General features: G+C 51.1%; 16 protein-coding genes. 15 read left to right on the forward strand and 1 reads right to left on the reverse strand.

Annotated features, from left to right (window positions below; translation table 11 throughout):
* Positions 1-293 precede the first annotated feature (293 nt).
* From HYQ67_RS21780 to HYQ67_RS21790, 3 genes are all read left to right on the forward strand, one after another.
* Positions 294-1,316: a DUF6387 family protein gene (locus tag HYQ67_RS21780; RefSeq protein ID WP_202307779.1), complete on the forward strand. Its 1,023-nt coding sequence runs from the start codon at positions 294-296 to the stop codon at positions 1,314-1,316.
* 153 nt (positions 1,317-1,469) lie between these two features.
* Positions 1,470-1,667 carry a helix-turn-helix transcriptional regulator gene (locus HYQ67_RS21785; RefSeq protein ID WP_202307781.1) on the forward strand — a complete coding sequence of 66 codons (198 nt, stop codon included), beginning with the start codon at positions 1,470-1,472 and terminating at the stop codon, positions 1,665-1,667.
* A 99-nt stretch (positions 1,668-1,766) separates the two neighbouring features.
* Positions 1,767-2,462 carry a hypothetical protein gene (locus HYQ67_RS21790; RefSeq protein ID WP_237391387.1) on the forward strand — a complete coding sequence of 232 codons (696 nt, stop codon included), beginning with the start codon at positions 1,767-1,769 and terminating at the stop codon, positions 2,460-2,462.
* Between the two features lie 169 nt (positions 2,463-2,631).
* Here the strand turns inward: HYQ67_RS21790 and HYQ67_RS24100 are convergent, their stop codons facing one another.
* Positions 2,632-2,814, reverse strand: coding sequence for a YlcI/YnfO family protein (locus HYQ67_RS24100; RefSeq protein ID WP_237391388.1), 183 nt, complete (start codon positions 2,812-2,814; stop codon positions 2,632-2,634).
* 193 nt (positions 2,815-3,007) lie between these two features.
* Between HYQ67_RS24100 and HYQ67_RS24230 the strand changes: the two genes are divergently transcribed.
* The 12 genes from HYQ67_RS24230 (at position 3,008) to HYQ67_RS21850 (ending at position 11,059) form a co-directional block, all read left to right on the forward strand.
* Positions 3,008-3,208, forward strand: coding sequence for a host cell division inhibitor Icd-like protein (locus tag HYQ67_RS24230; protein ID WP_272929789.1), 201 nt, complete (start codon positions 3,008-3,010; stop codon positions 3,206-3,208).
* Positions 3,201-3,431, forward strand: a complete 231-nt coding sequence (locus tag HYQ67_RS21800; RefSeq protein WP_202307785.1) for a hypothetical protein — start codon at positions 3,201-3,203, stop codon at positions 3,429-3,431. The genes HYQ67_RS24230 and HYQ67_RS21800 overlap by 8 nt, the downstream gene beginning before the upstream one ends.
* A complete protein-coding gene (locus HYQ67_RS21805) occupies positions 3,424-3,777 on the forward strand; it encodes a hypothetical protein (protein ID WP_202307787.1) in 354 nt (117 codons plus the stop codon). The genes HYQ67_RS21800 and HYQ67_RS21805 overlap by 8 nt, the downstream gene beginning before the upstream one ends.
* The gene (locus HYQ67_RS24110; protein ID WP_237391389.1) at positions 3,770-4,516 is read left to right on the forward strand and encodes a hypothetical protein; all 747 of its coding nucleotides are present in this window, start codon (positions 3,770-3,772) and stop codon (positions 4,514-4,516) included. Before HYQ67_RS21805 ends, HYQ67_RS24110 begins: the two co-directional genes overlap by 8 nt.
* Entirely contained in the window at positions 4,509-4,679 is a 171-nt protein-coding gene (locus HYQ67_RS21815) for a hypothetical protein (protein ID WP_202307789.1), read from the forward strand. Before HYQ67_RS24110 ends, HYQ67_RS21815 begins: the two co-directional genes overlap by 8 nt.
* On the forward strand, positions 4,672-4,977 hold the full coding sequence (locus HYQ67_RS21820; protein ID WP_202307791.1) for a hypothetical protein: 306 nt from the start codon (positions 4,672-4,674) through the stop codon (positions 4,975-4,977). Before HYQ67_RS21815 ends, HYQ67_RS21820 begins: the two co-directional genes overlap by 8 nt.
* Before the next feature lie 98 nt (positions 4,978-5,075).
* The gene (locus HYQ67_RS21825) at positions 5,076-5,456 is read left to right on the forward strand and encodes a hypothetical protein (RefSeq protein ID WP_202307793.1); all 381 of its coding nucleotides are present in this window, start codon (positions 5,076-5,078) and stop codon (positions 5,454-5,456) included.
* Positions 5,453-6,067 (forward strand): hypothetical protein, encoded by a 615-nt coding sequence (locus HYQ67_RS21830; protein ID WP_202307795.1) that lies wholly within the window; start codon positions 5,453-5,455, stop codon positions 6,065-6,067. The genes HYQ67_RS21825 and HYQ67_RS21830 overlap by 4 nt, the downstream gene beginning before the upstream one ends.
* Before the next feature lie 10 nt (positions 6,068-6,077).
* Complete coding sequence (locus HYQ67_RS21835) at positions 6,078-8,744, forward strand: TOPRIM and DUF927 domain-containing protein (RefSeq protein WP_202307825.1); 2,667 nt, start codon at positions 6,078-6,080, stop codon at positions 8,742-8,744.
* Positions 8,741-9,145, forward strand: a complete 405-nt coding sequence (locus HYQ67_RS21840; RefSeq protein WP_202307797.1) for a single-stranded DNA-binding protein — start codon at positions 8,741-8,743, stop codon at positions 9,143-9,145. Before HYQ67_RS21835 ends, HYQ67_RS21840 begins: the two co-directional genes overlap by 4 nt.
* 52 nt (positions 9,146-9,197) lie before the next feature.
* On the forward strand, positions 9,198-10,190 hold the full coding sequence (locus HYQ67_RS21845) for a hypothetical protein (RefSeq protein ID WP_431355459.1): 993 nt from the start codon (positions 9,198-9,200) through the stop codon (positions 10,188-10,190).
* Between the two features lie 86 nt (positions 10,191-10,276).
* Entirely contained in the window at positions 10,277-11,059 is a 783-nt protein-coding gene (locus HYQ67_RS21850) for an antitermination protein (protein ID WP_202307799.1), read from the forward strand.
* Positions 11,060-11,456 lie beyond the last annotated feature (397 nt).

The raw sequence follows: 11,456 nt of genomic DNA on the forward strand, positions 1-11,456 counted from the left end.
GGTAGGGTAAGTCGGGTATGGTTAGGTATTTATATATTTATTAGTTAGTTAGCTTTATTTCTGTACCCGACCTGTACCCGACTTAGGGCCTAAAAAACCGACCTATACCAGCCTTAGAACAACCTGCACGCCTGATAGCCACTTTTTTGACAGTGATCCCGAACTTCGGTATTGCTGTATGGATATCCAGCTTGTAGACTTCAGTAGATATCAATTTAACAATGCTAACCATAATCAATTAGCATCGAATTTTTTATAAATCTTCATACAGAATACGTGCTTAGGGAGTAAATATGTCGAGTATTCCAAAAAATGCTGATGAATTTAATGAACAAATGCGTAACATTGCAGAGGATATGGATCGGTGCAATGAAGGCTTTCGGAGTTTGAGAGAGTCTAATTATTCCTTGAAAGATATAATAGAAAGAATTGATATTTCTGCATATGATGAAATAACAAAAGATTTTGAGCCGATTCAATATTACATTGCATTTAAACGAAGGAGTAGGATTCTAGAATCCTTAGAGTATATAAATGAACTGAGAAATGAATCTTATGAAGATTTTGTATTGGCAGGAAACGATGATGTTGAATTGGAAGAGTATGATGATTATAGAAAGGAACAAGTTGAATTAGAACAATATGAACTAAAAGATGACATATATAGAATTATTTCTGGCGATAATATTAGTATTCGCAAGGAGGATCTCCAGTATGTTGATGCATGGCGCCTATCTTTACCTATACGTAGCCTTGACATGAGAAGTATAGCTTTTGAAAACAGACGCTGTGGTTTTGTCGGTGGAATGGAGAGTAAAGAGTTTAATGATGTAATCTGTAAAATTTGGGGGGAATCCCCAACCGGAGACGATATAAAAAAATTAAGAGAACTGCCGGATGGATATGGATGGCCGACAAAAGGATTAGGTCAGCATATTTGGGCTGAGATAGATCTCAATACTCCAGATGAAATATTATTCGAAGCATTTAAAAACTGGGTAAAGGATGCTAGGAAATTGCCATTTTTCGATAATACAGACAAGCCGTATTATTTAATGTCATCCAAAATGATTAAACCCAATCATCTGAAAAAATGGAGAACATTGCGTGTGCTAGCTTATTTAGATCTCAGAATTTTATCGTTACTAACGAACGTACCTATCACTTTGAAGCAATATGCTGATGTATTGTATTTTGATGAGTTCGACATTGACACCACGGAAAAAGTTAGAAAGACACTTACCCCCGCAGTCAATCAGATACTTGATCATGCGTATCTTGATTGTTTATTAAAAAAGGTCTTGTCGGAAAATTAATGACGTTGTTTTCTTCCGGAACATTTTGGCGGCGAATTTTTTCCGGAAGAAAAATTATTTTCAAACATTCCTTCACTGTGTATCTCCAAGCACTCAAAATCCCCATTATTATCTCAATGTCTACAAAAGACTCTCAACATAAATGGGGATCACATGTCACATAATCTGATTCGACTTCATGAAGTACAGCGCCGCACTGGTTACAGCAAGGCATGGATCTACCGCCTTATGAGCCAGAGGCGCTTTCCCACCTCCGTTAAAATCGGCACACGTGCCATTGCTTTTGTCGAAAGTGAAATCGACGAGTGGATCAACAATCGTATCGAAGAATCCCGCAAGGAGGTCGCATAAACACCCTGTGTGCATTATTTGCGAGCAATTGCGGACGCATCTATTCATCATTCGATTGCCGTCGCGACAGCTAACAAAAGCTTAAACGGAGAATAACCAATGAAACTTAAAGAAAGCCCCTTAACTGGGGAGGGGAAGACTCACTCTAAGGCCAGCCATGAAGATATTGCAGCTGTACGCCAGCGCGTTATTTCCGGTGACTGGTCGCCTATCAATAACTGCGAATACACGCTTACCGACCTGGGCCTGCGCCATAACGGCAGCGGGGCGCTGTGGCTACATTCAGGTGTTTCCGTACATGAGGCTGACAGCGATAGCGGGCAAAGCGGAAAAGATAAAACCAAAGGCAATGTTAATGGCCTTCAACTGGAGATGGTCAGTCAGTGGACAGAGCACCGTACGAAACGCAGTTTTGCTGTATCTATCCCTGTTGATGTGCGCCGCCAGTTTTATCCGGATGATGCAGCCTTTGGTAAAGCGATGCGTGAGGCTGGTTATGTATCGGTACGCACTCGCAAGCTAACGGGGAAGAAAGAGAGCTTCTGGCTTTATCGTGTTACTGGTAATGACAAGGGGGTATGCCCAGCAGAATCCGCGCCACATAAGGCTTACGGGCCAGTTGTCCAGACCATGACAAAGCCGCATCCATGGTTCAAACGTGTAGCTCTTGATGGTAAATGGCAGAACGTTTATGCCGACCACATCTGCTTCCTGACGAAAAAGCGTCACCGTGTTGATGGTGTTCGTGTGCAGGGTTATACAGCCGGCGGGCTGAAAGTCGAGGTGCTGTCATGATGGCTTCGATAGCTTACGACTTAGGTGCGCACAAAGAAAAAGGCGCAGCTGGTGGCCATGCACTGTGCATTACATCGGCAAAATATTTTTCCGATGTCTGTTCGCCAAAAGAAAAAGGCAGCATTCGCAGCGCTGCCCTTTGGGTGGATCACTCAGCCAAATATTTGGCTCAGTCTGTTTCTTGCTTCGACTTCTTCCGCAGGCGTCGTTTGATCTCGCCTAACATGGCTGAGTTAATGAATTGCCCCGTGCTTTCACCGGTCTCTTTCACTTGCTCCATGCCTTCAATGATTTCGTGTGCTATCCGAGCAGTTACAGATTGTGATTTGGAATTTTTTGGACCCGTTGCCATACGTGAAACCCACAATGATTGGTGTAAGACAATATACACTAAACTTTCTTTATTAAAAAGCTTGACGTGTAAGACACCCGTAGCTTACCGTGTGTCTTACACCAAGTTTGTTGGTTGTGATAAAACGACGAAGCTCGGCAGTGTTACCAGCACTGGCCGAGCCTCTAACCACAATGTAAATGAGGCTTACACTATGGCATATCAACATAGTACCCAAACTCGCCCTAAATTTCAGTATCGTTTTCTCGCTCTGAGCCGTTCGGATATGAGCGCTAAACCCTGCCGTGTATCCGTTGAAGCACCGACGGAACATGATGCCCGCATGGTACTGGCACCGTACTTCATCCTTTCACTGGCTGCTCGCCTCCCTGCACAGGGGGTGTGCAATGCATAACTTCACGTATCACACCAAAGACAACGCGCTTCTGCGTGCTCAACGTCTGGCAGACCTGCTTCACTGCGCAGATCACCTGGCAGTCAGCGGGTCAAAAGATAACGCGCGCTTTATTCCCGTGCTTGTCGATATCGCTGCTGACTACGCACAGGCGCTGGTGAATGAGCTGGATGCTGGTGAAGTGTCAGTGGGTAAAGCTGCGCAGGGGGTGTGCAATGGCTGAATCATACGAACAATACACGGACAGGCTCTGCCTGAAGCTGGCAAAAGCGTACATCCGACACACCCTGAAAGACAGCGGACGCCCGGTCGCCTGGATCAATGCCGATAACGGCCAGCGAGTCATGGTCATGCTTGAGGAGGCGTCCACGGCAACCTGTATTCGTAAAGGACTGGTTAATCCGGCAGAGAAGGAATATCCGGGCCAGACGGGGAAGGCTTTCGCCCTGCACATGCTGAATGTTTGCTTTGACGGTGAAGATATCAGCACTGAGGGTCTGGACGTGATGAAAAGTATTTTTGCTGACGGCGTGGCGTCCTATTTTGAGCGGGAGAAAAGCAATGACTAAGAAAACTCAACTGATGGCGGGTGGTGTGCTGGTTAACGGCGCGGAATATATTGACTCACAGGAGCTTCTGGTGCTGGTTAATGATGCCCGAAGGGAGTGTGGTCAGAAGCCAATCCGCAATAACGATTTCGTCGCGCGCATCAAAGATGAACTTGTGGGGGAGGGTTACGAAACTTTCGTAACCCCCCTGGATCTTAAAAAAGGTGGTGCAGCCCAGGAAGTTATCGGCATGAATGGCAAGCAGGCGCTTCGTGTAGCCGCCCGTGAATCTAAAGCTGTTCGCCGAGTGCTGGTGGATAAGCTTGAGGCGCGATCCAATCCTGCTCCGGTACATCGCGAACTGTCCACACTTGAAATTCTGCAGATTGCCATGGAGTCCGAACAGGGCCGCCTGGCAGAAAAATCTCGCGCTGATGAGGCCGAACGTACTAAGGCGGAGATTGGCAGCCGCCGCGAAGCTACGGCTATGGCCACTGCGTCAGCAGCGGTTCGTAAATCCAATCAGCTTGCGGAGCGGCTGGGTGAGCACGAGAAACACGCCACCGTCAAAGCAGTGAAGAAGATTACCGATACTGAATATCCGTGGCGTCCGCTCAAAAAGTGGTGTGTGGAAAATGGCCTGGAACCACACCAGGTGCCGGATAATCAGTTTGGCTTTGTGAGATCGTGGCCTCGCGAGGCGTGGCTGGCGGTACACGGTGTGGATCTGACTGCGCTGTACGGAGGTGAGTATGCATAACCTCAGCTGGACAAGCGCTGTTGACGCGCTGACCAAAATCGAGGCCCTGGCCGCTGCTGCGCAGTTCCTGACGGCGAATACTACCGAAAAGGAGCTGTCGCTGGAGTTGATGGCTGTGGTTGAAGACATTGCCCGTAAAGCGCAGGAGAAAACCAATGACTGATATCTATCACCACCTCTCACAACCCTGCATGCGCGAGAGCAGTACGGAAGCGCTCAGAGAAATGTCTCGTGACTGTGACGCAGCTGTTAGCGGACTTTTGGCTGGTATGCGAGCGATGGGCAGCATGGCGTTCTGGGCCTGTACCAGTGAGGATTACGCAGAAGAACTGGCAAAGGATGATTTGCGCGATCTGGGCGAGTCGCTGATGTACCTGCCGCGTATTGTCCAGGCTCTGAGCGAAAACGCAAACAATGCCGACTTTGAACTCAGACAGCGTGAAGCTAAGGTTCGAAAATAACGGAACGCCTTTAGCTAAATAAAGCAGCCATTAACGAAAAATATTAACAGCCGTCAGGCCGGGGACTCGCTCGGCCTGAATAAGGGAAAAGTTTATTTATGTCAGTCACGAAAAACTCGCTGGAATTAAATCGCAAGCATCTTGCAGGAGCATTTATTGAATATTGCATGAAGCGACATCAGGGTATGCCGGTGCTCAATCTTCTGGTCGGTCGGCGACCTGTAGCCATTGGCGCACTGAGTGAACGCGCGGTGTGCAACTGCCTGATTCAGATCTTCGAGAAGCAGTGCATTCAAAAATATGGCGCTGGCAAAGCTGAGCCCATGCTCACGGAAACATATTCAGAAATGCTGAGCAAAGATAACAGCCGCCTGATGCCGGACGGCGTGGACTTTATTAATGAGGTTATGAAAGAAGCCGTATCGGCAGCCATGAAAAACCCGACGGGTAATAACTTTGGTCTGGAGGTGTATTTATGAGTCATTTAACCCTGCCTGAAATTATCCACGATGGTGAATTCATTCTGACCGCCGGCACTGACGATAACGGCAATCCGGAGGTGGTTGTGCATACTGCCCACGGGAAAACTTTCGTCGCGTTCATCACGTTTGATGATATTCCTCGCTGGGTCAGTGAGCTGGACACACCCAGTGTACCGCTGGAAATGGTGCTGATGGCGTACTGGGCTAAGCACCAGGAGGCAAATAACGAGGAAACCATGCTCCTGTTCTGGCGCTGGATTGTTGCAGCGGCATTTGATCGTGAACAGCGGGAGGAGAACGGTACGGTGCAGGTTGAATGGCGACCAGGTGATATGCGGGAATGCGCTCTGTATGTCGGGAAATTCGGCGCTATGAATCTTTACCCTTGTGCAGAACGTCTGGCGATGGCTAACAACATCGAAGGCGCGCTGATTGAGCGCTATGGCCGGGAGCAGGGAACCCGTAATGCCATCGAGTTTTATGTGGCAATGAAAGGACGGGAAGGAGGGCTGACGGAACTGGGACGACAGGTGCTTGCTGATTTGCATGACACGTTTATCCGGGAGCTTAACGACACCGGCTTACCTGAAACACCGACAACTCACTGAGGAGGCAATGATGCGAAATATTGATTTTATTCGCGAGGTGACCGCCTCAGCTGCAGGTCACTGGCCTGAAATTCTGCAGGCGCTGGGCGCTGACCTGCCGCGCACATCGGGTGTGCATGGCCCGTGCCCCGCCTGCGGCGGTAAAGATCGCTTCCGGTTCGATGATAACGAGCGCGGGAGCCATATCTGCAATCAGTGCGGCGCAGGCGACGGGCTGGAACTGGTGGGCAAGATGCAGAATTGCGATGCAACCGCAGCCGCCAGAGCAGTTGCAGATATTTTGTCTGTCCCGTTACCTGAACGCAGGATGACGGTGGCGCCGAAAACGGAGGCACCTCGTCGCGTGGTGGACAAGGTGGCGCAGCTGGAGGCTAAAACCACGCCGGGCCTGTCTGCTTACCTGACTTCAAAGGGCCTTCAATGCACCTTCCCGCTACTGTCTGATGGCTCGCTGTTAGTTAAGCTGACCAACGGAAACGGAGAAGTCACGGGCGCGCAGGTCATTAAGCCTGATGGTGCCAAGCGTCTGATTGCCGGAACGGTGAAGAAAGGGGCTTTCTGCGTGGTTAATTCCGTTGAATCGACGGAAACGATAGTGATCGCAGAAGGGTTTGCCACTGCGCTTACCGTTCAGCTTCTTTGCCCTGATGCGATGACGGTAGCGGCAATCGATGCCGGGAATCTTCTGCCGGTGGCCCTGGTGCTACGCGAAAAATACCCACAGGCCAGGCTGATTATTGCCGGAGATAACGACTGCCACGCGCCGGACGATTTCGACGACCATGGGAAATCAAAGGTAAACACAGGCAGGATCGCCGCTGAAAAAACTGCTGCAGCTGTAAAAGGTGAAGTTGCCATTCCGCCCGGTGATAAAAAGGCCGACTGGGATGATTACCGGCAGGAGTTCGGTGAAGAGGCTGCCCGGGAAGCATTTTACCGCTGCCTTCATACCCCGGAGGTGATTGCAGGTGCCGCTGCATCGCCTGGTGACCTCAGACCATTTGTTGACGACCGGCGCGGCGGTTTGTGGTGGATTGAGCCAAAGCTCGATAAAGACACCGGCGAGGTTATGGAGAAGGAAACCTGGCTTTCAACGTTTGTGGAAGTGGTGGGCGTCGGTGAGGACGATGCCGAGCGCTACCTTATTCTCTCCTGGACGCCGGAAGGTTCAACCGAAAAACGTACTGAAGCCGTTCCGCTGTGTGATATCGGCGAGCGTGAAGGATGGGCGCGCATGAAGAAAGGCGGCGTGCTGGTTACCTCTAAAACCGGGTTGAAATCCATTCTCGCTGACCACCTTCAGCGTAGCGGTAAACGCGACCTGTGGGCTATCGCCGGGGCCACCGGCTGGCAGTATGGCGCGTACATCATGCCGGATGGTTCGGTTATCGGTGAGCCTCAGAAGCCAGTGATGTTTAACGGTCGTTCTGCCGCAGCCAGAGGCTATGAAATCAAGGGGTCGGTGGAGAGCTGGAAAGGTTCTGTCGCCGCACTGGCACGGGGTAATCCGTCGATGATGCTGGGGATCGCCTGTTCCTTTGCCGCACCACTTATTGGACTGGCGGGCGCAGATGGTTTTGGTGTTCACCTCTTCGGTGGATCCTCCGCGGGTAAGACGACGACCGCGAATGCAGCGAGTAGCGTCTGGGGCTGTCCGGACGCGCTGAAACTCACCTGGTATTCAACGGCTCTGGGGCTGGTCAACGAGGCCGCAGCGCACAATGACGGATTTATGCCGCTGGATGAAATCGGGCAGGGCAGCAATCGCCGTGCCGTGGCGGAATCCGCATACGCTCTTTTTAACGGCGTCGGCAAAATCCAGGGGGCAAAAGAGGGCGGTAACCGGGATCTGAAACGCTGGCGGGCAATGGCATTCAGCACCGGGGAAATTGACCTTGAAAGTTATATCCGGGCCGACGGCGGGAAGATTAACGCCGGGCAGCTGGTGCGCCTGCTTAACGTTCCTATCACCCGGGCAACGGAATTTCACGGTCTGAAAGACGGTAAGGCCCATGCCGATGCGATGAAAGATGCCTACCAGAATCATCATGGTGCGGCGGGTCATGCATGGGTGACATGGCTGTGTGGGCACCACCGTCAGGCGATTGAATCTGTCAGAGAGGCCGAGCGTCGCTGGGCCGGACTGTTACCAGAGCTGGCCAGTGAGCAGGTGCGCAGGGTGGGTTCACGTTTCGCCATCCTTGAAGCGGCACTCCTCCTCTCCTGTGGGATGACGGGCTGGAATGAATCAGACATTCGTGACGCGCTCCAGCACAGCTTTAATGCCTGGGTGACTGAATTCGGACTGGGTAACCGTGAGGCTAAGGCGTGGACAGAACAGGCGGAAGCTTTTCTTCAGCGCCACGGCTTCAGTCGCTATCTGCCTTATCCTGATTCCGACCCGCGAGATTTGCCAATTAAGGATCTCGCCGGGTACCGGGTTACCAGCCAGCTGAATGACACGGTGGTATTCCACACCTGGCCCTCCGTTTTCCGCGATGAAATCGCCGCAGGAGCTAACTATGTTGCTTTTGCTCAGGTGCTGGCTGAGGCCGGGATGCTGGATAAGCCGAAGAAGGGGATCACCAAGAAAACACTACAGCACAACGGTAAGCAGTGCCATTTCGTGGTGCTGAGCATGGCTGTAGATGATGACGATGAAGGAGAGACACTATGACAGCACAACTCGCGGCACACGGCCGGCTGGTGGCCGACGTCCAGACGAAAACAACCGGAAACGGAACCAGCATGGCCTTTGCGCGTATGGCGGTCCCGCTGCCCTGCAGGACGTCTGACAACGGCGAGACCACACTGTGGCTGGGCATCACTGCTTTCGGAAAGCAGGCTGATTTTCTGTCCCGTCATCAGAAAGGCGACCTGATTAGCGTGTCGGGTGCCATGCAGGTAAACCAGTGGACCGGGCAGGACGGCACCACCCAGAGTGGTTATTCAATGGTCGCTGAATCGGTCATCAGCGCAAGAACGGTAAGAGGAGGCGGTAGAAAGCCAGCGAACACCCGAGGTGCAAATCCAGCACCGGCAGGTTCGGATGATTTTGAGGATGACGTGCCGTTTTGATTATTAATGGCGGGGTTACCCGCCTGAATCTTACTGGATACCAGGTGTGCATATGAAAGATGAAGATAAAGAAAACATCCTTCGCCTTAAGCGTGAAGGTATGGGGTACAAATCTATTTCCCGGGCTACCGGGGTCAATATCAATACCGTGAAAAGCCTGTGTCGTCGCTCCGGCCTGTTCCGCGACAATCCCGAGCACCGGGTGCTCTTTACGATACCGGAGCCAAAATACAGCAGGGAGCTTGCGACGGTGAAGCCATTGCCACCACAGCGCGCCATCACCGGGCATAAACAGACAGATGCATATTTATGGGTGCTTGAGGTGATTAAGCTGGACGAGCCTGCCCATCTTGAAGCGGCCCAGGCTGCACTGGAGAAACTGACGATTTCACCGAAAGACGCACAGAAGCGTTACACACGTTACCTCCAGGACAACGGTGTGGACAGCTTCAATATTATGTTCGGCACGATGTCGATGGATGATCCGCAGCATTACATCAAAAACGCGAGGGAGCAGGCTGCCCGGGCAGCAGAAGTTCGCGCAGTGTTTGGCAGTTATGAGGCGATCTACCACGAACTAACGCCTCCTGAACAAATGCTGGAAGATGCGCTGGGCTGGATTTTCGATGACAGCTATGGCTGGACGGAAGAAGAAAAACAGCGGGGAAGTATTCACGGTGAGCGTGTCATGGAAATGTATGATTTAAGGACGAATAAAGCGCTCGATAGCATGGAGAATGTTCTCCCTGAGCCATACACGCTGTCGGATGTGGTGCGTGAATTTCAGTACTGGGACTGGGTTTATTGTATGAGAAGCACTGCCAGAAAAGAAATCGATCCTGGCGCTTATGGGGATGACGGAGGGGCTGTAAGCGAGCGGGAAAGCTGGCTTGATAAGAAGCTTGAGACAATCAGACCAGTAAGCCGGGAAGAGGCGCTGGAGGTGCTTAAATGGTATCTGCAAAGCGAGCGTCATCAGGGCTGTATGGATGCTGACAGTGACGGCGTGTATCTCAATCTCATTGGCTTCCATGATGCGAAATAGTGATATTGCACAAAGTGCAATGAACTGGTTGCTTGTTGCATTAAATGGGATAATAACTATGTCCGGTCACGTTAAAGGTATCCAGCATGAAACTTGAAGCGTCATTGAAACACTTTAGCCCGCAGGGACTGGCTATAACTGATTCATCTAAATCCACCTCTCCGGACAGGATCACCGGCACCGATGTTATGGCCGCGCTCGGCTCCACTGCAGCGAAAGCAAGGTTTGGGCTTTGTGCGTTTCTCGGTAAAAACGGCATCAGCGCAGGAGACGAAGATAAAGCGGTGCAGGAGCTGGCACGAATAGCGATGGATAATGCACCGAAAAATGTGCGTAAGGCAGCGGGCGCTCAGTTTGGCAACTGCATGCTCATTCTGGCCCGGTTCGCCTTTACTGAATATTCTCGCTCGGCTGGCAGCTCGTCAGAATGCCCACACTGCAAGGGTAAAGGGCTGGTGGAGGTTCAGGAACAGGTGGTTCGTTATCCTGGCTACATCGGTGCCGACGGTGAAGAAAAGATTGCCCCCTGGGTAGAGATGCAGACGGTTAAAAAACAATGCCGCCATTGTGACGGAAAAGGAGCTTTATCAGCCCGCTGTCGGTGCAAAGGGATAGGGCACGTACTCGACCGGAAGGCGACCAGCGAGCAGGGCGCTCCGGTATTCAAAGAATGTGAGCGCTGTACGGGGAAAGGGTTTGCGAGCATGCCCTCCACAAACGTCCATAAAGCGATTCTGAGCCTTGTCCCCGATCTGCACGTCAGAACATGGACACGCAACTGGAAACCCTTCTATGACGGTCTGGTGCAGGAATGCCGCTGGGCAGAAGGTAAAGCTGAAATAGCGTTCGAGCGGGCAACTAAGTTTTGAACGATGGCATCATTATTTTGAATTTTAATGCTGAAAAGCTTGATTTTGTCCGAAGTTGTCGTGTAAGATTCTAATTATGGAGTGTATCGCCTGTAGATAATTAACTCCGAATAACCCGCCATCGAGCGGGTTTTTTTGTATCCGAATTTCACCTCGCACCGCCCGCGCAACAACCCCACCGAACCATACCCTTTGAAATGACCCCTTGAGGGGTCCAGTTCGTGCGGCGAGCTTCGGTGGGTTGGTTTCCTGTGCGGCAAGGGGTCATTATCAAAGTAAAGGTATGGATAAAATTGGTGATGGAACTATCTCCTCGATGCTCGCAACCCAATCACCTCGATACTTGCAGCCTCAGTAACCAATACACCTGGAGCTGATATAACAGAAGATGCAATTT

Source organism: Dryocola clanedunensis subsp. sulfonylureivorans (assembly GCF_016756775.1).
GTDB lineage: Bacteria > Pseudomonadota > Gammaproteobacteria > Enterobacterales > Enterobacteriaceae > Dryocola > Dryocola clanedunensis.